Origin of the sequence: Persephonella marina EX-H1, from assembly GCF_000021565.1 — a bacterium.
GTDB classification, from domain to species: domain Bacteria; phylum Aquificota; class Aquificia; order Aquificales; family Hydrogenothermaceae; genus Persephonella; species Persephonella marina.
In genome coordinates this window covers 1,882,315-1,904,707 of the sequence record NC_012440.1, presented here as the reverse complement: position 1 = coordinate 1,904,707, position 22,393 = coordinate 1,882,315, and the positions used below count along the sequence as shown (strand labels likewise).

25 protein-coding genes are annotated in these 22,393 nt (G+C 36.0%); 7 read left to right on the top strand and 18 right to left on the bottom strand.

Annotated features, from left to right (window positions below; translation table 11 throughout):
• Position 1: 1 nt before the first annotated feature.
• From PERMA_RS09925 to PERMA_RS09840, 18 genes are all read right to left on the bottom strand, one after another.
• Positions 2-1,000 (bottom strand): glycosyltransferase family 2 protein, encoded by a 999-nt coding sequence (locus PERMA_RS09925; RefSeq protein ID WP_012675207.1) that lies wholly within the window; start codon positions 998-1,000, stop codon positions 2-4.
• A gap of 19 nt (positions 1,001-1,019) precedes the next feature.
• Positions 1,020-2,042 carry a GDP-mannose 4,6-dehydratase gene (locus tag PERMA_RS09920; RefSeq protein WP_012676346.1) on the bottom strand — a complete coding sequence of 341 codons (1,023 nt, stop codon included), beginning with the start codon at positions 2,040-2,042 and terminating at the stop codon, positions 1,020-1,022.
• Positions 2,043-3,464, bottom strand: coding sequence for a lipopolysaccharide biosynthesis protein RfbH (gene rfbH / locus PERMA_RS09915; RefSeq protein WP_012675415.1), 1,422 nt, complete (start codon positions 3,462-3,464; stop codon positions 2,043-2,045).
• A gap of 14 nt (positions 3,465-3,478) precedes the next feature.
• Complete coding sequence (gene rfbG, locus PERMA_RS09910; RefSeq protein WP_012676294.1) at positions 3,479-4,588, bottom strand: CDP-glucose 4,6-dehydratase; 1,110 nt, start codon at positions 4,586-4,588, stop codon at positions 3,479-3,481.
• Complete coding sequence (locus PERMA_RS09905; RefSeq protein ID WP_012675646.1) at positions 4,569-5,465, bottom strand: NAD-dependent epimerase/dehydratase family protein; 897 nt, start codon at positions 5,463-5,465, stop codon at positions 4,569-4,571. The genes rfbG and PERMA_RS09905 overlap by 20 nt, the downstream gene beginning before the upstream one ends.
• Before the next feature lie 4 nt (positions 5,466-5,469).
• Positions 5,470-6,243 carry a glucose-1-phosphate cytidylyltransferase gene (rfbF, locus tag PERMA_RS09900; protein WP_012676538.1) on the bottom strand — a complete coding sequence of 258 codons (774 nt, stop codon included), beginning with the start codon at positions 6,241-6,243 and terminating at the stop codon, positions 5,470-5,472.
• A 19-nt stretch (positions 6,244-6,262) separates the two neighbouring features.
• A complete protein-coding gene (locus tag PERMA_RS09895; RefSeq protein ID WP_015898882.1) occupies positions 6,263-6,499 on the bottom strand; it encodes a hypothetical protein in 237 nt (78 codons plus the stop codon).
• A gap of 13 nt (positions 6,500-6,512) precedes the next feature.
• Positions 6,513-6,980 (bottom strand): hypothetical protein, encoded by a 468-nt coding sequence (locus PERMA_RS09890; RefSeq protein WP_012676824.1) that lies wholly within the window; start codon positions 6,978-6,980, stop codon positions 6,513-6,515.
• A gap of 5 nt (positions 6,981-6,985) precedes the next feature.
• Positions 6,986-7,297: a nucleotidyltransferase domain-containing protein gene (locus PERMA_RS09885; protein WP_015899013.1), complete on the bottom strand. Its 312-nt coding sequence runs from the start codon at positions 7,295-7,297 to the stop codon at positions 6,986-6,988.
• Between the two features lie 11 nt (positions 7,298-7,308).
• Positions 7,309-7,923 (bottom strand): adenylyl-sulfate kinase, encoded by a 615-nt coding sequence (gene cysC, locus PERMA_RS09880; protein WP_012676021.1) that lies wholly within the window; start codon positions 7,921-7,923, stop codon positions 7,309-7,311.
• A 15-nt stretch (positions 7,924-7,938) separates the two neighbouring features.
• Complete coding sequence (locus PERMA_RS09875; protein ID WP_012676880.1) at positions 7,939-9,699, bottom strand: SLC13 family permease; 1,761 nt, start codon at positions 9,697-9,699, stop codon at positions 7,939-7,941.
• Entirely contained in the window at positions 9,689-10,498 is an 810-nt protein-coding gene (cysQ, locus tag PERMA_RS09870) for a 3'(2'),5'-bisphosphate nucleotidase CysQ (protein ID WP_012675636.1), read from the bottom strand. The genes PERMA_RS09875 and cysQ overlap by 11 nt, the downstream gene beginning before the upstream one ends.
• A gap of 39 nt (positions 10,499-10,537) precedes the next feature.
• Complete coding sequence (locus PERMA_RS09865; protein ID WP_012675666.1) at positions 10,538-10,780, bottom strand: nucleotidyltransferase domain-containing protein; 243 nt, start codon at positions 10,778-10,780, stop codon at positions 10,538-10,540.
• Between the two features lie 225 nt (positions 10,781-11,005).
• On the bottom strand, positions 11,006-11,314 hold the full coding sequence (locus PERMA_RS09860; protein ID WP_012675720.1) for a nucleotidyltransferase domain-containing protein: 309 nt from the start codon (positions 11,312-11,314) through the stop codon (positions 11,006-11,008).
• Between the two features lie 3 nt (positions 11,315-11,317).
• Positions 11,318-11,953 (bottom strand): hypothetical protein, encoded by a 636-nt coding sequence (locus PERMA_RS09855; RefSeq protein ID WP_012676920.1) that lies wholly within the window; start codon positions 11,951-11,953, stop codon positions 11,318-11,320.
• A gap of 87 nt (positions 11,954-12,040) precedes the next feature.
• Positions 12,041-13,201 (bottom strand): sulfate adenylyltransferase, encoded by a 1,161-nt coding sequence (gene sat / locus PERMA_RS09850; RefSeq protein ID WP_012676055.1) that lies wholly within the window; start codon positions 13,199-13,201, stop codon positions 12,041-12,043.
• Positions 13,202-13,431: 230 nt separating this feature from the next.
• Entirely contained in the window at positions 13,432-15,243 is a 1,812-nt protein-coding gene (glmS, locus tag PERMA_RS09845; protein WP_012675997.1) for a glutamine--fructose-6-phosphate transaminase (isomerizing), read from the bottom strand.
• A gap of 44 nt (positions 15,244-15,287) precedes the next feature.
• Complete coding sequence (locus tag PERMA_RS09840; RefSeq protein ID WP_012676758.1) at positions 15,288-15,596, bottom strand: Ada metal-binding domain-containing protein; 309 nt, start codon at positions 15,594-15,596, stop codon at positions 15,288-15,290.
• A 58-nt stretch (positions 15,597-15,654) separates the two neighbouring features.
• On the opposite strand from PERMA_RS09840, the gene PERMA_RS09835 reads away from it, so the two are divergent.
• From PERMA_RS09835 to topA, 7 genes are all read left to right on the top strand, one after another.
• The gene (locus tag PERMA_RS09835) at positions 15,655-16,821 is read left to right on the top strand and encodes a class I SAM-dependent methyltransferase (protein WP_015898968.1); all 1,167 of its coding nucleotides are present in this window, start codon (positions 15,655-15,657) and stop codon (positions 16,819-16,821) included.
• A 12-nt stretch (positions 16,822-16,833) separates the two neighbouring features.
• The gene (locus tag PERMA_RS09830; protein WP_012675410.1) at positions 16,834-17,223 is read left to right on the top strand and encodes a hypothetical protein; all 390 of its coding nucleotides are present in this window, start codon (positions 16,834-16,836) and stop codon (positions 17,221-17,223) included.
• A 78-nt stretch (positions 17,224-17,301) separates the two neighbouring features.
• Complete coding sequence (prfB, locus tag PERMA_RS09825) at positions 17,302-18,414, top strand: peptide chain release factor 2 (RefSeq protein ID WP_012676841.1); 1,113 nt, start codon at positions 17,302-17,304, stop codon at positions 18,412-18,414.
• Positions 18,415-18,416: 2 nt separating this feature from the next.
• Entirely contained in the window at positions 18,417-19,310 is an 894-nt protein-coding gene (locus PERMA_RS09820) for a M23 family metallopeptidase (RefSeq protein WP_012676113.1), read from the top strand.
• On the top strand, positions 19,247-19,669 hold the full coding sequence (locus tag PERMA_RS09815) for a bactofilin family protein (protein WP_041530948.1): 423 nt from the start codon (positions 19,247-19,249) through the stop codon (positions 19,667-19,669). The genes PERMA_RS09820 and PERMA_RS09815 overlap by 64 nt, the downstream gene beginning before the upstream one ends.
• Positions 19,653-20,336 (top strand): 7-cyano-7-deazaguanine synthase QueC, encoded by a 684-nt coding sequence (gene queC / locus PERMA_RS09810; RefSeq protein ID WP_012675805.1) that lies wholly within the window; start codon positions 19,653-19,655, stop codon positions 20,334-20,336. The genes PERMA_RS09815 and queC overlap by 17 nt, the downstream gene beginning before the upstream one ends.
• 2 nt (positions 20,337-20,338) lie before the next feature.
• The gene (topA, locus tag PERMA_RS09805) at positions 20,339-22,381 is read left to right on the top strand and encodes a type I DNA topoisomerase (RefSeq protein ID WP_012676889.1); all 2,043 of its coding nucleotides are present in this window, start codon (positions 20,339-20,341) and stop codon (positions 22,379-22,381) included.
• Positions 22,382-22,393 lie beyond the last annotated feature (12 nt).

Here is a 22,393-nt window from a genome sequence, read left to right as displayed (position 1 = left end):
TCTAAGTTCTCTGTTTTTTCATCTGAGCATAAATAGTGAGCATTAGTTTTATTAAAGGATTTGGAAAAAGCTTTATAATTAAAGGATTTTTTACCAATTCATAATCTGTTAAAAATTTATAAAATTCATCTTGTTCTGCGGATTCTAAAAAGTATTTAGCTCTTAGAAGTTTTGGGATTGTGTTTTTCCTTTTCAGAAGTTCTTTTATGGCTTCTTCAATCTCTCTACCAAATATTGATCTGGCTATTGGTAAGTAATTGTAATCAAGCTTTATCCTTTTAAAGTAGTTTCTTTTTTCTAGGAACACGCTGTTACCAAGCCTATTGTAGACAATAGGAACATTTGTATATTTCATAAAACTACCTGCTTCAATCATGCTAAGCAAAATGTAGGAATGGATATATTGAGTTCCGATAAATTTTTCTATTTCCTCTTTTTTTGTTTTTATTATTTCCATCCATTTATCTTTTTTAAATACTATCACGGAAATATAAGAAAAAAGTCCACCAAGTTTATCAAGATATGATATGTATTCTTTTAGATTATTTTTATTTATCTCAAATTCTCCATTTTTCCAAGATTCTAATCTGGATTTAGAAAGATCTGATACAAAATTTAATCTGTCATAAAGAAATATATCAAATTGCTTATTTTCAATATGATTTAGTATTATTAATATAGAGTCCTCTTTTGCGATATCATCACTTCCTAAAAACCAGCAATATTCACCATTTGCTATGTCTATTACTTTTATAAAGTTTCTATCTGCACCAAGATTAGTCTGGTTTTTATGATACACAATTCTTATATCTTTTTCATTTAACCATCTATTTACTACTTCTTCTGTATTATCTGTAGATGCGTTGTCACTGATACAGATTTCTACTTGATTATTTAAGCCTAATTCTCTAATCTGTTTAACTATACTTTCAATTGTTTTGTCTAAAAATTCTCCCCTGTTATAAGTTGGAATACATACGGATAGAACAGGTTTCTCCATTAGTTACCTCAGATTTTATTTATATAATTTCTTCAATCCAGTTGATCATTCTTTTTATTCCTTCTTCTTTGGAAACCTTAGGTTTCCAGTTAATTAACTTTTCAGCTTTTGTTATGTCAGCAACAAATACTTTTTGGTCGCTTTCTCTCGGTGGCAGTTTTTTATACTCCAATTTTATATCTAACATACTTTCTAAAAGGTTAAAAAGTTCAAGTAGAGATAAACTGTTTTCCATTCCTCCGCCTATATTGAATACTTCTCCTTTTACTTTCTCTATGTTTTCTACCGTTTTGAAATATAGGTCTATCATGTCGTCTGCATATAAAACATCTCGTACCTGTTTACCATTGCCGTGAATTGTAAAAGGTTCTTTCAAAATACCTTTTTTTGTTTCAACAGCCTTTAGACAGAACCAGCCGATCCATCCCTGATCGTATGTTGAAAACTGTCTTCCACCGTACATTGAAGAATGTCTAAAAACGACTGTTCTTATTCCAAAGATTCTGTAAAAGTCTAACATATACTGATCTGCCGACCCTTTTGAACATCCGTAAGGTGAGTGGAACTCTAAAGGTATATTTTCAGGAAATCCTTTTGGAAATTGTGGGGCTATGTATCTGGTTTCTGTTTCTTCATAATTAACCCATTCCAGATCACCATAGACTTTGTTGGTGGAAGAGTAGATTACGATACTTTCAGGTGAAAACTTTCTAACAGAATCAAGCAAATTAAAAGTTCCAAGGGCGTTTACTTCAAAATCTAATCTTGGATTCTGTATTGAGGTGGTCATAGCAACCTGTCCAGCCAGATGAAAGATAATATCTGGTTTTTCTTGTTTTATTACACTCTCTATATCTTCTCTATTCCTGATATCGCCGTGGACAAATTTAAAGTTTCCCTTTGTTTTCAACCATTCCAGATTTTTATAAGAACCTACTCTGTAAAGATTATCAAAAATTATAAGCTCTTCATTCCTTCCTAAAACTTCAGTTGCAAGGTTTGAACCTAAGAAACCACAGCCTCCTGTAATCAGATATTTCATCTATTTAACTCCTTTTATAAAAGTTTTAAATGTATTTATGATGTGTTCAATATCTTTATTATTTATACCTGGCCATACGCCTATCCAGAAAGTTCCTTTTAACACTTCGTCAGTGTTTGGCAGTAGTTTATAATGCTGTTCGGATAAATCCTTTGAGTTTATGATTCCTGAATCTTTTATTCTCAGCTTTATATCTGTTTCTATAAAGGCAGGATGTCTGAGCATATTTCCGGCAAAGAGCTGTCTTGTCCCTATGCCATTACTTTCCAAATATCTTACCAGTTCAAACTTACTGAAAGGTGCAGTTTCTCTTACAGTTATCGGGAAACCAAACCATGAAGGATCGCTGTTTGGTGTGGCTTCAGGCAGAATTAAGTATTCTTCAAACTCTTTTAGTCCTTCATGCAGGAGTTTAAAGTTCTCTTTTCTTTTTTCTATAAATTCTGGTAATTTTTCAAGCTGTGTCAGACCAATTGCAGCCTGCCAGTCTGTAATTTTTAGGTTATAGCCCAAGTGTGAGTATATATATTTATGGTCATACCCTTTAGGAAGATTCCCTAGTTTCCAATTAAATCTTCTTCCGCAGGTATCATCTTTTCCAGGTGGACACCAGCAGTCTCTGCCCCAGTCTCTTATAGACATTATTATTTTAAATAACTCATCATCATTTGTGAGAACCGCTCCACCTTCGCCCATTGTTATATGGTGGGCAGGATAAAAGCTTATCGTTGATATATGTCCAAATGAGCCTGTGTACTTTCCTCTATATTTTGAGCCTAAAGCATCACAGTTGTCTTCTATTACCCAGAGATTGTACTTTTTTGCAAGCTCCATAACTTTATCTAAATTGAATGGATTTCCAAGAGTGTGGGCAACAAATATGGCTCTAGTTTTCTCTGTAATGGCGTTTTCTATCTGATCTGGATCTATGTTGTAAGTTCCCAGTTCTACATCAACAAAAACAGGTATAAGATTATTCTGTATGATAGGTGCTACAGTTGTTGGAAATCCAGCGGCAACAGTAATAACTTCATCACCTTCTCTTAATCTCTTTTCACCAAGTTTATAAGAGGTCAGAGCAGATACTGCCAGTAGATTTGCAGAAGAACCGGAGTTCGTAGTCAGAGCGTATTTTACTCCTATAAACTCTGCAAGTTTTTTTTCAAACTGGTCATTAAATCTTCCTGTTGTAAGCCACATATCAAGGGAAGCGTCTATCATGTAAAAAAGTTCGTTTTCATCCAGAACCTTTCCAGATGGCGGAATGTATTTTCTATTGATATCTTTTTTGCAGTGTTCAAAATATACTCTGGCTAGTTGTTTTATATTTTCTCTAATTATCTGGTCTAATTCTTCCTTGTTTTCTATGGATGAGAGTTTATTGATTTCTTCTTGATTTAAAAGATTAGGTTTTTTTCCCATCTTTTCCCTCTTTTCTATTTAGTCCATATTAGTTCTTTTTCTTGAGCTTTTTCTACATATTCTGAAAGCTGTTTTACAGTATAGTCATAAATATTTTCTGACTTTGATAGATAGATTTTATACCAGTTTATTGTCTCTAAGAGAGCTTTTCTTGCATTATAGACAGGTTTCCATTTAAGATAGGAATGGGCTTTACTTATATCAAGTTTAAGTAGCCTTGCTTCATGAAATTTATTGTCAGGATTTACTGTGTAATCTCCATCTCCCCATATTTTGATAACATCTTTTACTATCTCTTCCACAGTTAAGATATCTTCATCGTTAGGTCCAAAATTCCATCCTTCGCTGTACTTTACAGGTTCTTCCCACATTAAAGCTCCCAGCCAGAGATAACCTGATAGAGGTTCAAGAACATGCTGCCATGGTCTTGTTGCTTTTGGGTTTCTTATATGGATTGTTTCTCCTTTTGAAAGAGATCTTATACAGTCAGGGATTAATCTATCTTCAGCCCAGTCTCCTCCACCAATAACATTACCTGCTCTTACTGATGCTAAAGCAACGTGATGGGTTTTCCCATAATCCTTAGGATTAAAAAATGATTTTCTGTAAGCTGAGGTTAATAGCTCTGCACAACCCTTACTTGAACTGTAAGGATCATAACCACCCATAGGATCGTTTTCTCTGTAGCCATAAACCCATTCTTTATTCTCATAGCATTTATCACTTGTAACATTTATTACTACTCTGACGCTGTCAGTTTCTTTTACAGCTTCAAACACGTTTAATGTTCCTATCACATTTGTCTCATAGGTTTCTTTAGGATTAATGTAGGAATATCTTACCAGTGGTTGAGCTGCCATGTGTATCACTATATCTGGTTGATATTTATTGAATACTTCTTTTAGTTTATTTTCATCTCTTATGTCTCCAATGATATGAATAATTTCTCTATCAAGTTGGAGTGTTTCAAATAGGCTTGGTTCTGTTGGGGGTTCAAGGGAGTATCCTATTACTTCTGCTCCAAGATGTTTAAGCCATAAAGTTATCCATGAACCTTTAAACCCTGTATGACCTGTTATTAGAACTCTTTTTCCTTCGTATATGTTATTGAAGAGATTTTTCATCACTGTGTCTCCTGTACCAGTCTATAGTTTTTTTAAGACCCTCTTCCAGTGAGCATTTAGGTTCCCAGCTAAAATCTTTTTTTATCTTTGATATATCAGCCTGAGAAAGCATTATCTCGTTTCCTCTGTAGGGAATAGCCCCAAAGTTTAAGTATGTTTTTGTATTTCCTGTAAGTTCTTTGATTTTTAAGACAAGTTCTTTTATCTTTACCGCATGACCTGAACCAAGTTCGTACTCATAAAATCCTTTGTCAAATTTATCGAGAGATTTTATCAAAATGGAATAAAACTCTTTTACATCTTCTATGTATATAAAATCTCTTTTTTGTTCGCCAGCAGTAAGTTTGATTTCACCAGTATTTTTTAAAAACTGGTCAATAAGCCATGTAATGAACTTAGTTGGATCGTCTTTTTCTCCGTAAAAGTGCTCTAATTTTATATTTACAGCAGTTAAATCTTTTGATAGAAATTTTAACCATTCTTTAAACTGGCTTTTTGAGAGGGAATAATAGTTTAAATACTTGGGAAGAGATGTATCTGTATTTATAAAGTATCTAACATTATTTTTTATAGTAAGTTCAAGAATTTTTAAAGGAAAAAGGAAGTTTGCTTCAGCTATCTGTGAAATAGTTTCTTTTTTTCTACCATACAGTGTAGCGGTATGGATTATTACGTCTACCTGGTTTTCTTTGAAAATCTCATCTAGAGGTGTTTTGTCAACATCATAACTGGTTAATCTATCTAATATATGTTTTATTCGCCATGTATTTGAGAAACTTCTTTTTAAAATAATAATTTTAAATCCATCATTTAATAACTTTTCAGTAAGATGACTTCCTAAAAAGCCTGTAGCTCCCGTGATCAGTATAGTTTTCATCTATTTAGTCTTCCCAGACCTTCCATGGTGGATTTCCAGACTGCCATAAAGATTCTAATTCCCTCTTATCTCTTAATGTATCCATAGGTTTCCAGAAACCAGTATGCTTATATGCCATAAGCTGTCCGTCTTTTGCGAGATTTTCTAAAGGATCTCTTTCCCAGATAGTTTCATCGCCCTCTATATAGTCAAAAATCTGTGGTTCTAAAACAAAAAATCCTCCATTTATCCAGGCACCATCACCTTTTGGTTTTTCTTTGAAAGCTTTTACCTGAACATCTTCAAGATCTAAAGCTCCAAATCTACCTGAAGGCTGAACAGCCGTAAGTGTAGCATATCTGCCATGTTTTTTATGAAATTCTAAAAGCTCCTTGATATTTATGTTTCCTACTCCATCCCCATAAGTTAACATAAATGTTTCGTTACCAATGTAATTTTTGATTCTTTTTATTCTGCCACCGGTCATTGTGTTCAGACCAGTATCTACGAGAGTTACTTTCCACGGTTCAGCTTTGACATCGTGGACTTCTATCTGATTGTTTTTCAGATCTATTGTTACATCGGACATGTGTAGGAAATAGTTTGCAAAATATTCCTTTATAACATAACCTTTGTAACCAAGACATACAACAAAATCATTAAATCCATAGGAAGAATATATTTTCATTATATGCCATAAAATTGGTTTTCCACCGATTTCTACCATAGGTTTTGGTTTTATATCTGTTTCTTCGCTTAATCTTGTTCCAAAACCACCTGCTAATATGACTACTTTCATATAATCCCTCCAGCCGTAGCTAACCGTTAAAATTGATCCTTCGTTGAGGTAATAATTTTACATCAAAAATGATTTTATAGCACTGTATTAAAACTTTTTTATCGCCGTATCCACGGGTTATCAGGAGAGTAAAGATATATCCAGCAATAATTCCAATGATCCTCAATACAAAAGCTATAGAAGAACCCTTTAAAAGCTCCTTTAGATGAATGTCTTTGTTTAGTTTGTTCTTTATTCTGTTTATTATATCTGTCATCTTATCCTGTTTTTTAGTTTCCTTTAATCTCAAGCTGATTTTTAAGCTTTTCTAAAAATTTTAGCTCATCATAAATCTTATTCAGTGTATCGGCGATCTTATAAGTTTCATCTTCATACTCATGTACAAGAATATTTCTCAACTCTCTCAACTCAAACCATTTTTCTTTATCTATATCAATTCCATATTTTGATGCTGTATTTATGACGTCAATGATAGGTAAGTTTTCTACATTTTCTCCTTTAAGGTATAGATAACTTCTTATTAATTTTCCAAGGGTTTCCTGAAGCTTTGAATATCTGTAAGTAATTTGGTCTAAGATGGGAACCAGTTCTTCAATCTGCAAGATTTCTTTTACTTTTTGGGCAGAAAGTGGTAAGTAGTTTCTTTTTTGAAGCTCATCAAAGGCGTATTCTAATCTTTTTAGATGTTTTTCCATCTCATTGTACAGTTTTTTATGCCTCAATATATGTATTTCCATGTCCTTCACAGTAAAACCCCTGTTTCCCTCGCTACCTTTTCTATATCTTTGTCACAACTGCCTGCTATTATAACATCTATTTTCTGTTCACCGATTCTGCTTTTAAGCTTTACAAGGAACTTTAGTTTTCTATCAAACAGATTGTCCCTTTTTTCTGGGATAATATACAAATCTATATCCCCTCCCTTTTTATCTATATCCGTTCTGCTACCAAAAAGATAGACTTCTGTCTTTTTTCCAAAAATATCCTGAGCAGTTTCTTTTATTGCTTTTATCTCTTCTTCTGTAAGCCTTACTTTTGTGATTTTGTTTTCCACAGGATAATCTACTACAGGTTTTCCAGATAACCTTTTTTTCTAAGATAGCCTATTATCTTCTCAACGCTTTCCTCAAGAGGTTCCTTGTCTGTCTCAACAACTATTTCTGGATTTTCCGGTTCTTCGTAAGGATCGTCTATACCTGTGAAATTTTTTATCAGCCCTTCTCTCGCCTTTTTGTACAGACCTTTTACATCTCTTGTTTCACAGACCTCTAAAGGACATTTTACGTATATCTCTATAAACTCATCTTTTTCAACGAGGTTTCTCACGAACTCTCTATCCCTTCTGTATGGGGATATAAATGCTGAAAGGACTATTATCCCAGCATCAACAAAAAGTTTTGATATCTCACCTATCCTTCTTATATTTTCCTTTCTGTCTTCTTCAGAAAATCCAAGATCTTTATTTATTCCTCTTCTAACATTGTCTCCATCTAATACATAAGTATGAACACCCATCTCAAAAAGCTTTTCTTCTACAGCGTGTGCAAGTGTTGATTTTCCACTTCCAGAAAGCCCAGTAAACCAAAGTATTGCTGATTTATGTCCTTTTAATTTCTGTCTGTCCTCTTTTTTTATTTTTCCTTTGTGAGGAATTATAAATTTTTTACCCTCAGTCAACATAAAAACCCTCCTGTCTTATAAAAATATAAAAAATAATAATGATATACATATTATCGCATAGATGAAAGATAAAGGTAATCCTACCTTGACAAAATCTTTAAATCTGTAGTTACCAACCCCATAAACCATAAGGTTTGTCTGGTATCCTATCGGTGTTATGAAGCTTGCAGAAGCTCCGTAAGCTACAGCGAGAACAAAAGCTGTTGGATCTGTATTCAGTGAGTAAGCTAAAGATAGTGCTATTGGAAATGTTATTGATGCAGCTGCTATATTTGTGACAAACTCTGTGAGAATGTTTGTAAGTATGTATATCCCGAACAATGCACCAAAAACACCTAAAGGTGAGAATAATGTGTTTATATACATAGCAAGCAGATCAGCTGTTCCTGTTAATATCATTGCTTTTCCTACAGCTAAAGAAAGAGCTGCGATTATTATCAGGTTTATATCCAGACCCTTTTTTATCTCAGAATAAGAGGTGATTCTGAATATAACAAATCCTGCTATAAGAATTATAAGACCGGTAAACAGAGGAATGATTTTCAGTGCTGACAGAATAATAACAGATATAAAACTTAGAAAAACGAGGTTCCCCTTTTTTGTGTCAATGTTGAAGATCTCCCTTATTTTAGAGACTATATAAAAATCCGTTGTGTCCTCGGCTCTCTTCCAGAAATCCTTTCCGGTTATTAAAAGCAGGAGATCTCCAGGTTTTAAAGATATCTCTCCAATCTTTCCCCTCAGTTTTTCCCCGTTTCTGTGAACAGCCAGTATAGCAGCATCAAACTTTGCTCTAAAGTCCGTATCCCTTACTTTTTTATTTATCAGAGAGGAGTTATTTGATATAACAACCTCAACAACATCTACTTTTTCGCTGTTTACTATACAGAAATCGGGCAGTGATAATCCTGTTTTTGAGGATATCAGATCTGTGATGGAGTCTGTCTGGCCTGCGAAGATAAGAATATCATCTTCCTCCAGAATCTCCTGTGGTGAAACAGGGTATATCTTTTTTTGTTTTCTAATTATCTCTATCAGAAATAAACCTTTTAGATTTCTCAGCTGGGCTTCTTTTACAGATTTTCCTATAAGGGGAGAACCCTTTCTTATCACAGTTTCAACTATATACTCCTTTTTTCTTTCTAAAAAAGACTCAAGAACATCTTTTCTATCAGGAAGAAGCCTGTATCCGATAAAAAACATGTATAAAAATCCTGCTATAGCAGCGGGAATTCCCACATAGGCAAAATCAAATATCTCAAGAGGTTTAAGATCGTTTTCAACTACAAGGCCGTTTACGAGAAGGTTTGTTGATGTTCCTATAAGTGTTACCGTTCCACCGAGGATAGCTGCATAAGATAGGGGAATGAGAAGTTTTGAAGGGGCTATCTTCTTTTTTTTACTCCAGTCGTAAACATATGGAATGAGCATAGCAACGATAGGTGTGTTATTCAGGAATGAAGACAGGGAAGAGACCATAATAAACATTTTTCCTAAGAAACTTCTGTATGTGAGATTTTCTTTAAGTATCTTTGAGAAATAGTAGTTCACTATTCCCATCTTCTGTACGAGATTGCTGACAAGTAAGAGAAGGATTATTGTGGCTATCTGTTCGTTTGAAAAGCCTGATAAGGCCTCAGATGGTGTCAGGACACCTGTCAGTACAAGAACCGATACTGCAATAAAAAAGACAGCAGCAGGATGAAAGATCTCTAAATATAGACCAGATATTAAGAATAATATAACCGCAAGTAAGATTAATACTTCAAAAGACATCTGACCTTATGGCTACAAAGTGTGGATTTAAAAGATTTTCTTTGTTGTACTCTATTTCTGGCAGGTCTTTAAGATCTTGAAGGTTCTGGATTTTTTCATACCTGATAATTCTGCCTCCAGCTGCGTTCAATACTGCGTGGGCAGCCGCCGTATCCCATTCCATAGTCGGTGCTATACGGGGATATATATCAGCCTTTTTTTCTGCTAACAGGCATATTTTGAGGGAAGATCCTATAGATGTGGTCTCAACATTCTCATAAAAATTCTCAAGCATTTTTATAAACTCTTTTGTTTCCTCGTTTAGATGCGATTTACTAGCAACAACTGTAATTCTTTTCGGATATTCTTCAGATGGTTTTATACTGTTTAGATCAGCAGTCTCATTGTTATTGATCTTGTAAGCTCCTATATCTTTACCGCCGTAATAGAGTGTATCAATTGCCGGTGCGTAAACAACACCGAGAACTGGTCTGTTTTTGTGTATGAGGGCTATATTGACTGTAAACTCTCCATTTCTTTTTATGAATTCTTTTGTTCCGTCTAACGGATCTATCATCCAGAAGTATTCCCAGTTCTTTCTCTCGTTATATGGTATATCTTTTCCTTCTTCACTCAGAACTGGGTAGCTTGATATTTTTTCAAGACTGTCTGTTATCACCTGATGGGATCTTTTGTCTGCCTCTGTCAGAGGTGATTTATCTTCCTTGTACTCAACGGATATATAAGAGCTGTATACATCTAATATCTCTTTTCCTGCTTCTTTAGAAATTTTTATAAGTTCATTGATTAGATCCTTCATATCTGTCTCTTTTTGATTTTATTATACCACGTAACTCCTTCAAATTCTTACTCCGTATTTATACGCCATTTTTGTGAACTCGCTTTTTTCAGGATTGTCCGTAATTATCAGGTCTATCTTTCTCTCTCCAAGTTTTAAAAGAAGATCCACGCGGATCTTTCTTCTTTTTCTGTAATCTATTTTATCTGATACAACAAGTATGTCTATATCTCCTCCCTTCTTTGTCAGGTCAGTTCTGCTTCCAAAGATTATGATCTCAGCATCTGGATCGTATTTTTTCACAGCATCTTTGATGATTTTTATCTCCTCTTCCTCAAGCCTGTCTTTTAGTAGTGTTCATCAGTCACCTTTTATACTTTTAGCTGATCAAAAGCATAGCATACTCTAATCTTTTTATATGCTTTTCTATCTCGTTATAAAGCTTTTTATGTCTCAGTAGATGTATTTCTATATCCTTCACAGCAAAATACCTGGTGTTTTAGTCTCTTAAAAATAGGTTAGTCTTCTTTATATTTTAACCCCTTTTAAAGCTTCCCTTTCTATCGGTTTGTTTTTATCTCTGCTTACTATTACATCAACAGGTTTCCCTAAAATATTTTCAAGTTTTGAAGATAGCTTTATCTTTTTCTTAAATAGGTCTTTTTTTTCCTTTGGAACGATAAGGATGTCTATATCTCCACCTTTTTTGTGTATATCTGTTCTGCTTCCAAAAAGATATACTTTTGTTTTTTCTCCAAAGATCTCTTTTGCTGTTTCTTTTATGGCTTTTATCTCTTCTTCGGAAAGGCGAACTCTCTTTTCTTTGAGATCAGTCATGAATTATTCTCCGGATTCCTCCTTTAAAAGCTGATGTAGGTTTAGCTTTATATCTTCTATGAGATCAATATTGTCATCCCAGTCTGTTATAAACCATCTCTTTCCTTTTTCTCCAACCAGGAGCTTTTTCTCTTTTGTAAAGATCCATATAACTTTTTTCACACCACTCTCTAAAAGTGTTTCTGTTTTTTTCAAGAAATAATCCATTTCCGAACCAAACTTTTTAAGATCCGCCTTAGTGTCAACCTCAATAACAACCTCTGGAGGAACTTTCAGATAAGTTCCGGCAGGTTTACCCAGTTTTTTTCTGTTTATGATTGCAATATCAAGATTAAGCCATTTTTTTGAGCGGGAAGGTGTGTAAAAGTATCCTACTTCGTTGATAAGAACCATATATTTCTTTAGGTCAATTTTCTTTGATAAAAAAGATGTTATTAAAAAGATTATCCATGCCTGTAAGTCACTGCTTCCCATAACAGCCTCCGGTGGAAGTTCTCCAGATAAAACCTTCTTGTAGTCCCTGTAGTAGATCTTTTTGTTTCCCAGTATTTCGTATACTAAATAGTCCGGTATTTTGGGACGACCTTTTTTCTTTTCCCCTGTTGTTTTTGGTTTTTTCTTTTCTGCAAGAGCTGGCATTTTAGCCTCCAGATACTTTGGTAACTTTAATATAAATATAACCTCTATTTATAACAATATTTCAGTCTTACGAAACTTTTTCGTTGCTTATCCGTTTTTACCTGTTGCCCATTTTATAAGGATATCTGCAACTTCAGGTCTGGAGAACTCCTTTGGAGGCCTTTTCCCTTCCCTCAGCATGGCTCTTACCTTTGTTCCGCTGAGGTGTATATGATCCTCTTTTGGATGTGGACATGTCTTGAAAGAAGCCATATTTTCACATTTTGTACAGTAAAAAGAGTGTTCAAACTTTAGAGGCTGTATCTCAAGCTGATCAACGAACTGCTCAACAAACTCCTGTGCCTCGTATGTTCCGTAATAATCGCCCACTCCTGCATGGTCTCTGCCTATTATCATATGTGTAGCTCCATAGTTCTTTCTCATAAGCATATGATGTATAGCTTCCCTTGGACCTGCATAATGCATAGATGCAGGTAAAACGCTTAGATGAACCTTTTCCCTGTTGAAGTAGTTATCTATCAGAACCTCGTAACATTTCATTCTTACATCTGCCGGGATATCATCTGGCTTTGTCTCTCCAACAAGTGGGTGTATCATCACACCGTCCATAGGCTCAAGGGCAACCTTTATTATGTATTCATGTGCTCTGTGTATAGGGTTTCTTGTCTGGAATGCTACAATCTTTTTCCAGCCTTTGTTTTTTATGTTTTCCCTTACCTGTGCAGGATCAAGGTAGTATTTCTCATCAATACCTTCCCTTACAGGTCTGTTTAAAAGTCTTATTATCTCTCCACCTATAAACTTATTTCCTGCTGATTTTACAACCTTTACACCTGGATGTTCTATATCTGTTGTTTTAAAAACATTCTTACAGTAGTTTTCAAGATCAAGTGTGTATTTGTCTTCAACAACCATAATGGCTATAGGTCTGTTATGTCTGTCGTACAGGGCAACCTCATCACCTATCTTTATCTGGTTAAAAACATCCTCCCCAACAGGAAGAACTATAGGAATAGCCCATAAAAGGCCGTTTTTCAGCTGTATATCATTGATTACACTTTCTGCATCCTCTTTTGTCATAAAACCATCAAGAGGAGAAAATCCTCCATTGGCTATCATCTCACAGTCGCTAACATATCTGTCAGCTATAACTATTTTTTTCAGAGTTTTTGCCTTTTCAGTCAGATCCTTTCTTTCCTCTTCTGTTGCGATTTTGTTGATCAGTTTTCCTCCGTGTGGATTTAACATTTATACCTCCTTGCTTATTAGATTATTTATATTTTTCTAATACAAGATTTTATCAGATTATCTGTTTTTAAGGAATTTGATTGGGTTGGAATATTGATTTTGTGAGGCTTGAAGGGGTTTAGATCTCTATATCTTCTTCTTTTAAAAGCTCTTTCAGGTTTAATATTAGGTCTCCTATTTAGTATCGGCTTTTGTATCAATCCCTATAACCGGCCTCTTCAATGAGCGGACTACTCCACAGTCACAGTTTTTGCAAGGTTTCTCGGCTGGTCAACATCTTTACCGAGAAGGGTTGCTATGTGGTATGAGAGCTGCTGAAGGGGGATAACAGTTAGAATAGGGTATAGGGGATCCAATGTTTCCGGTATATAAATAACCTCATCTGATACATTCTCTATCTGCTTATCACCTTCTGTTGCGACTGATATAACTTTACCTTTCCTTGCCTTTACTTCCTGTATGTTAGAGAACATCTTTTCGTAATATCTATCATTAGGAATTACACAGACTACAGGAAGTTTCTCATCTATTAAGGCTATAGGTCCGTGTTTCATCTCACCTGCCGGGTATCCTTCAGCATGAATGTATGAGATCTCTTTCAGCTTTAATGCTCCCTCTAATGCTATAGGGTAGTTTATATTCCTGCCAAGGAAGAGAAAGTCTGATGCATTCATATATCTGTGGGCGAGATCTTTTATCTCATCATCTTTTTTCAGGATCTCTTCCACTTTAGAGGGTATATGTAAAAGCTCGTTGTGTATTTTTTCATAGTCGTCCTTTGTAATGGTTTTTCTTCCCAGTCCTGCCTCAAGGGCAAAAAGCAGTAGTGCAACAAGCTGGGCTGTAAATGTTTTTGTTGCTGCAACGCCTATCTCTGGACCACAGTAAGTGTATAAAACAAAGTCTGTTTCCCTTGAGAGTGAACTGCCAACAACATTAACAAGGGATAATGTTTTCGCTCCCTCATTCTTTGCATCTAAAAGGGCAAATCTTGTGTCTGCTGTCTCTCCAGACTGGCTTATTCCCATAACTACAGTTTTCTTATCTATTATTCTGTCTCTGTATCTGTACTCTGATGCGTAATCAACTTCAACAGGAATCCTTGCAAACTTCTCTATCCAGAACTTCCCAACAAGTGCAGCGTGGTATGATGTTCCACAGGCTATTATATAAAGTTTGTCTGTATCTTTTATCATTCTGTAAAGGTCTTCATCCTTTGATGATAAGAATCCTGTTATTGTGTCTCCGATAGTTCTCGGCTGTTCGTGTATCTCCTTCTGCATAAAATGTTTGTATCCGGCTTTTTCAGCAACAGATACATCCCATGTTACATGGAACGGTTTTTTGTTTAGTTTTTTTCCTTCAAGATTGTAGATCTCTACATTATCCTTTGTTACAAGTGCTATCTCTCCATCCTCAAGTGCTATAAAATCTTTTGTGTACTCTAAAACTGCCGGAATGTCTGATGCTATAAAGTTCTCATCTTTTCCAAGACCTATGATAAGTGGACTTCCCTTTTTTATGGCGATAATCCTGTCAGGCTCGTATGTTGATATGACTCCTACCGCATAAGCTCCGTCAAGTTTTTTTGCAACCTTTAAGGCTGTCTCAAGAAGATCTCCGGTGTAAAAATCCTCAAAAAGATGGGCTATAACCTCTGTGTCTGTCTCTGATCTGAATCTGTATCCTTTTTCGATAAGCTCCTTTTTCAGCTCAAGGTAGTTCTCTATTATCCCGTTGTGGACTATAGATATTGTTCCTTTCTGGCTTGTGTGGGGATGAGCATTTTCAATGGTCGGACTGCCGTGTGTGGCCCATCGCGAGTGACCCACGCCTATATGGCCTTCTATCTTTTTGTTCCAGAGATGTTCCTGAAGATCTTTTATCTTACCAACCTGTTTCTCTACAATGATCTTGTTTCCGGTTTTATCTATTACAGATATACCTGCAGAGTCGTATCCTCTATACTCAAGTCTCTGAAGACCATAAAGCAGGACAGGAACAGCATTCCTTTTTCCTATATATCCTATAATTCCGCACATGATTGTCCCTCTGAGTTTTTGGTTTTTAATTATACAACACAGATCTATGGCTTACATACTTTGCATGGACGAAGACCTTTCCTTTTTGCTGATCTTATACTTTTGATCTTTACCTTATTTTTTATCCTCTTCGCAAACCTGCATGAAGGTCTGTGGTATATCTTTCCATTTTCCTTTGTTATATAATACTTCTCCCTTTTACTCTTTCTGTATTTTTTGATTTTTTTATTTTTATAGTCTGGGATTACCTCAGACTTTATATGTATATGATCTGGCTTTTTCTGAATAACAGCTTTTTCAAGGGAGAAAGATATATCTGTTAGAATAAAGAGTATGATCTGTATTATAAGCATATCCCTTCCCCCTTTTTTGAAAATTAATCTATAATTTTGAGAGGTGAAATTCTATAAGATGATACAGATGATGAAACTGACAGGTAAACAACAGCTTGTGAATATCATTAAGAACAGGATAAAGAAGGAAGGTTCAATATCATTCAGGGATTTTATGGATATAGCCCTTTACTATCCTGAACTTGGATATTACACCTCTCCTAAGGCAAAGATAGGTGGATATGGTGATTTTTTTACAGCTTCAGAACTTGATAAAGCTTTTGGAGAGCTTCTTGGAAAACAGTTTGTTGAGATATACCAGAAGTTGGGTGAAAAAAATTTCCAGATAGTTGAGATAGGGGCAGGGAAAGGATATCTCGCCTACGATATACTGAACTTCTTAAGAGCCAATTTTGAAGATGTTTACAGAAATTCTGAGTATATCATTATTGAAAAATCACCTTACCATGTTAATCTCCAGAAGGAGATACTGAAGAGTTTTGATAATGTCAGATGGGTTCAGGACATAATAGATTTTGAGGATGAGAGTATAACAGGCGTTATTTTCTCAAATGAGCTTTTTGACTCTTTCCCTGTTCATCTGATAAGAAAGATAAATGGGAAGATATACGAGATCTATATAACTGTGGATCAGGATGACAATGTGAAGGAGATACTTAAAGATCCATCTGAGGATATAATCAGATACCTGAAGGAGCTCAATATAAACATACCTGAGGGAATGACAACAGAGATAAATCTTGATGCTGCAGATTATATCCAGAAGATAGGGAAAAAGCTGAAAAAAGGTTACGTTATAACGATAGATTACGGTTATCCATCTGCTGAGCTTTACAAATACTACAGGATGAAAGGAACGCTTCTGTGTTACTACAAACACAGATACTCTGAGAACTACTACGAAAATGTCGGTATGCAGGATATAACATCGCATGTTAATTTCTCAGCACTTAACTACTACGGAAAAATAGCAGGACTTGAGCTGACAGGATTTACAGATCAGGCACACTTTCTTACAAACCTTGGTCTTATGGATATCTTTGCTCAGCTGCAGGAGAAGGGAGATTATGAGTCTTACGAGAGGCTGAACAGACTGAAAACACTTGTTCTGCCAAAAGGTATGGGTGAGAAGTTTAAGGTTCTTATACAGCATAAAAATGTGGAAAATCCCCATTTAAAAGGTCTTGAGATACTCCCATACTCCAGTGAGAGATACAAACTTTAGGAAGGTGAGAAAATGGTAGAGGTTTTTGTTCTTTCGGCGATAGTTCTTGTGGCTGGAAGTTTTTCATTCTGGTATTCATCCAAGCTTTCTCTATTCAAAAGACCATCTTTTAAGTACTCATTTCTTGTCACACTTTTTGCATATGTTGGTATAGGAGCTACAAGGGCACTACTTAAGTTTGCAGCTCCTGATTTTAAGGGAATAGCAGCATTCGGTCTATCTGTACTTGTTGGCCTGATTATACAGGTTTTTATAGCCAAACTGACATTTAATGAGAGCTGGATAAGAACTATCATCACAGTTTTCTTTGCAGCTCTTGTTACTGTTATAATAGTTATACCGCTTGTTGTTTCAGCAGGATTTTTAACAGCTTATATGAATCCACCCCAGCCAAATAATTGATATATAATCTTTTTTTATCCTTGAGATTTCCTGTAAAAGATATAAAATATAGCGGGAGAAAAAGGAAGGTGATTAAAGATGATAATGGAGTTTAAGGAAAAGTTAGAGCAGCTTGAAAATAAGTTTAATAATATAAAGGAGATACTTGATCCTGAATCTTTAAGGGGAGAACTTTTTAAACTTGATCAGGAGATGGGAAGACCTGATTTCTGGAATGACACAAAGAAGGCTCAGGAGATATCATCAAAGAGAAATGCTATAGCAAACAAGATACAGGAGATAGAGTCTGTAGAGAAAAAGATAAATGATATAAAGGAGTTTATAGAACTCCTCGAGCTTGAGTACGACAAGGAGACAGAAGATGAGATAAAAAGGGAGATAGAAGCATTAGATAAAGAGATAACAAAACTTGAAACAGCAAGCCTCCTTTCTGAAGAGTACGATATGAAAAATGCTATAGTCACACTCCAGGCAGGCTCAGGTGGTGTTGAGGCCTGTGACTGGACGGAGATGCTCCTCAGAATGTATCTCAGATGGGCTGAGAAGAACGGCTTTGATGTGGAGATGGTTGATTATCAGCCTGATGATGTTGCAGGGATAAAAAGTGCAACATTTATAGTAAAAGGCCCTTACGCATACGGATACCTTAAAGGAGAACAGGGAGTTCACAGACTTGTAAGAATTTCACCTTTTGATGCAAACAAAAGAAGACATACATCTTTCTCAGCAGTATCAGTAATACCTGAGATAGGTGATGAGGTGAAGGTTGAGATAAAAGAGGAAGATCTCAGGATAGACACATTCAGGGCTTCAGGTGCTGGCGGACAGCATGTTAACACAACAGACTCAGCTGTGAGGATAGTCCACATACCTACAGGTATAACAGTATCTTGCCAGAGCGAGAGATCACAGATCCAGAACAGAGCGAAGGCACTCCAGATGTTAAAGGCAAAACTCTACCAGTATGAGCTTGAGAAGCAGAAGGAAAAACAGAAGGAGCTTGAAGGTGAGAAGAAGGATATATCATGGGGAAGCCAGATAAGATCATACGTGTTCCAGCCTTACCAGATGGTAAAAGATCTCAGAACAGGTTATGAGACGGGGAATATACAGGCTGTTATGGATGGAGATATAGATCCGTTTATTGAGAGCTACCTTAAATGGCGTGCCGCTGAAAAACAGCAGAACTAATCATGAGAGACAGATTTACGATAACAATTCATGATGTAAATGGTGTTAAGCAGTACACATTAAAACAGTTTGTAAAAAAGTTTTTCATATATTTTTCAGCTTTTCTTGTTCTTTTCATACTTTTAAGCTCTGCTGTTATTCTGTACCTGTACTACCAGGTGAGCGAGCTTGACAGGAAAAAGCAGGAGCTTATGAAGAAAAACCGGCAGCTTATACTTGAGAATATAGATCTAAAACTGAATATAGATAAAAAAACCGCAGAACTCCAGCAGCTTTCGGTAAAACTTGAAAATATTGAAGAGATGATGGGTCTGAAGCCTGAAGAGGATATTGATATATCTGACAGGATAGTAAAGGTATCACTTACAACATCACAGATATACTTTCTTTTTAAGAATGTTCCAAATGGCTCTCCACTGAGGGAGACAGTAATAACAAGCAGATTTGGGTACAGGAAACATCCTGTTAACGGTAATAGGGATTTTCATCCAGGTGTTGATCTCAGGGCAAAGATCGGAACCCCTGTTTATGCAACAGCTAACGGGATAGTTGAGTATGCTGGGAGAAAGGGAAATTATGGGAAGCTTATAATAATTCAGCATAACTACGGGTTTAAAACACTTTACGGACATCTGAGCAGGATAAAGGTAAAAACAGGCCAGTTTATAGAAAAGGGACAGCTTATCGGATATACAGGAAGAACAGGTCTTATAAATGGTCCTCACCTCCATTATGAGATAAGATACTTGCAAAGACCTTTAAATCCTGTCAATTTTATAAGGTGGAAAAAACTTGATTACAAAAAAATCTTTGAAAAAGAGAGGCATGTGCAATGGGAATCTTTAATAAGGGCGATAACGAGAGATTACCAGTTAGCAGTTCTAAGACAACTATAATAAGTGAAGGATCGCAGATCAGAGGTGAGCTTAGGTTCTCAGGTTCCGTTCATATTGATGGTTATGTTGAAGGTAATATATCCTGTGAAGGTATAGTAACGGTTGGTAAAAGCGGAAAGGTTAAAGGTGTTATTACTGCTGATAAGATCATAGTTAAAGGTTTTGTTGATGGGAATGCTGACTGTAATATTGTTGAGATTCTTGAAGGTGGAAAGTTTGTTGGGGAAATACACTACAACCAGATACTGATTGAGCCTAAAGGTGTTTTTGAAGGATCTCTTAAGGTTAAAGGTGGAAAGATAAAAAAGATAGAAGAAAAGAAGGAGGAGATAGTTCAGAAACATGAAGCAGTCCAGTAGCATAATAATCCTCGTTTCAGGAGGAATGGATAGTGCTGCACTTTTATGGCTTGCAAAAAAAGAGTTTGATAAAGTTTATGCTGTCTCATTTGATTACGGACAGAAACACAGGGTAGAGCTTGATTTTGCAAAAAAACTTACAGAAGAGGCAGGTGTTGAGGAGCATTTTATAGCTGAAGTTCCACATCTAAAAGGTATAAAGGGATCGGCATTAACAGACAGATCCGTTGAGATACCATCAGAGGAGTATCCTGAAGGACCACCAGTAACAACAGTTCCAATGAGAAATCTTAACTTTCTCTCTATAGCGGCATCATTTGCTGATATTTATGAGATAGAAAATATAGGTATAGGCGTTCACTCTGTTGACAGTCCGTATCCTGACTGTAGAGCAGAGTTTGTTTCCGCTGCCGAGGCAGCTATCAATGCCTCTTCAGTTATGGTTGCAAAAAAGAAAAACAGGATTACAGTTTATACACCTTTTTTAGGTATGACAAAAACGGATGTTTTGAGAATTGGTCTGGAGCTTGGTGTTCCATACGAAAAGACATACTCATGCTACAGAGGGACGATCCCTCCATGTGGTGAGTGTGCAACCTGCAGACAGAGGATTGAGGCTTTCAGATCAGTTGGGCTTGAAGATCCATGGTTCAAAAAAGAGAGGTAAAGATGGGAGATAAGAAAACTAAAAAGATTGTAATAGTGGAATCTCCGAAAAAAGCAAGGGAGATACAGAAATTCTTAGGTAAGGAATACTCTGTTAAAGCAACAATAGGACATTTTAAGGATCTCCCTGAGAAGGAGATGGGTGTTGATCTGAAAACATTTAAACCAAAGTTTGTGATAAAGTCTAAAAACCACAGGAAGATGCTTTCAGAGGTAAAAAAACTCGCTGAGAATGCAGAGGTTTATATAGCAACAGACCCTGATAGAGAGGGTTATGCTATAGGATACTTTATGTATGAGGAGCTGAAGAAAAAGGCAAAAGATATAAAGAGAGCCGAGTTTCATGAGATAACAGAGAAACATGTCAAGGATATAATCAAAAAAGCACCAAAATTTGAACAGACAAACTTTGGACTTTTTGATGCTTTCCTTGGTAGAAGGGTTGGGGACAGGATAGTTGGTTATACGCTCTCCCCTATAGCATCAAAGGAGATAGGAGGAAGGTTCTCTGTTGGTAGAGTTCAGTCTCCAGCTGTGAGGCTTATAGTTGAGAGGGAAAGGGAGATACAGCAGTTCAAACCAACACCTTACTATGTTCTTACAGCTATTCTGAAGAAAGATGATACACAGTTTGTATCGTACTACGAGAAACAGCGTCTTGAGGATAAAGAGCTTGCAAAGAAGATATACGAGGGTATAAAAACTGTCAGACAGGCTGTTGTGAAGGATATTAAGAAGAAAGAGGTAAAACAGTCTCCTAAGCCTCCATTCACAACATCTTCTCTACAGCAGACAGCAAACTCACAGCTTAGATTTGCACCTGAGAAAACGATGATGCTTGCTCAGGATCTTTTTGAGAACGGTCTTATAACATACCACAGAACTGATAGTGTCAGAATATCAAAGGAGGCTCTAACAGGTATCAGGAAGTTTATTGAAAAGAGTTTTGGTAAGGAGTATCTACCATCAAAAACAAGGGTTTACAGATCAAAAAATACACAGGCAGATGCACATGAGGCTATAAGAATAACTAACTTTGTTGATCTGGACACACAGAGAAAGCTAGTATCTGAAAAAGGACTTACTGAGGATCACTTTAAACTTCTCAAGCTTATATACCAGAGAACTATAGCAAGCCAGATGAAAGACGCTGTTTATGACAGAACAACCGCTCTCTTTGATATAGGTGGATATGTGTTCAAAACAACAGGTTCGGTTCTTAAGTTTGACGGTTACAAGAAGGTTTACAACATTGAGGATAAAGAAGAAACCCAGAGACTTCCTGATCTGAAAAAGGGAGAGACAGTAGAGAAAGTAGACCAGAAGCTTGAGGAAAAATGGACAAAGCCTCCAGGAAGATACACTGAAGGAAGTCTTGTCAGAAAACTTGAGGAGCTCGGGATAGGAAGGCCATCAACATACGCAACGATCATAAAAACGATAAAAGATAGAGGATATGTTGTAAAAGAAGGAGGTTCTTTAAGACCTACAGAGGCTGCATACCATCTCATAGACTACCTTAACGGGAAGTACAACTGGGTTATAGATTACGATTTTACAAGAAGGATGGAAGAGTTTCTTGATGCTGTTGAGGAGAAGAAAAAAGACTGGAAGGAGTTTGTTGAGGAGCTATACAGAAAGTCTGTTGAAGGTGCGAAGAATGTTATAAGCAAGAAGATGAAGGATTATGCCCTTGATCTTGCAAAAAAACATGGCAAAGATATATCAGACATAATTGATGATCCTGAAAAGCTTAAGGAGTTTATTGATCAGCATAAGGAAACAAAACCTTCAGAAAAGCAGATAGCCTATGCAAGATCTCTATCTGAGAAAACAGGTCTTGAACTTCCTGAAGATGTCCTTCAGGACAAGGAAAAGATAAAAAGATGGATAAATAAAGCAAAGAAAGAGGCTATGAAAAGCTATAAGCTCTCAGAGAAACAGAAGGCGGTTCTTATAAAAAATGGTAAAGAGGATCTTATAGATAAGCCAGAAAAAGCATTAAAATGGCTTGAGATGTATTTCAGAAAAAGAAGAAAAAAATAAAAAGGCGGGTCT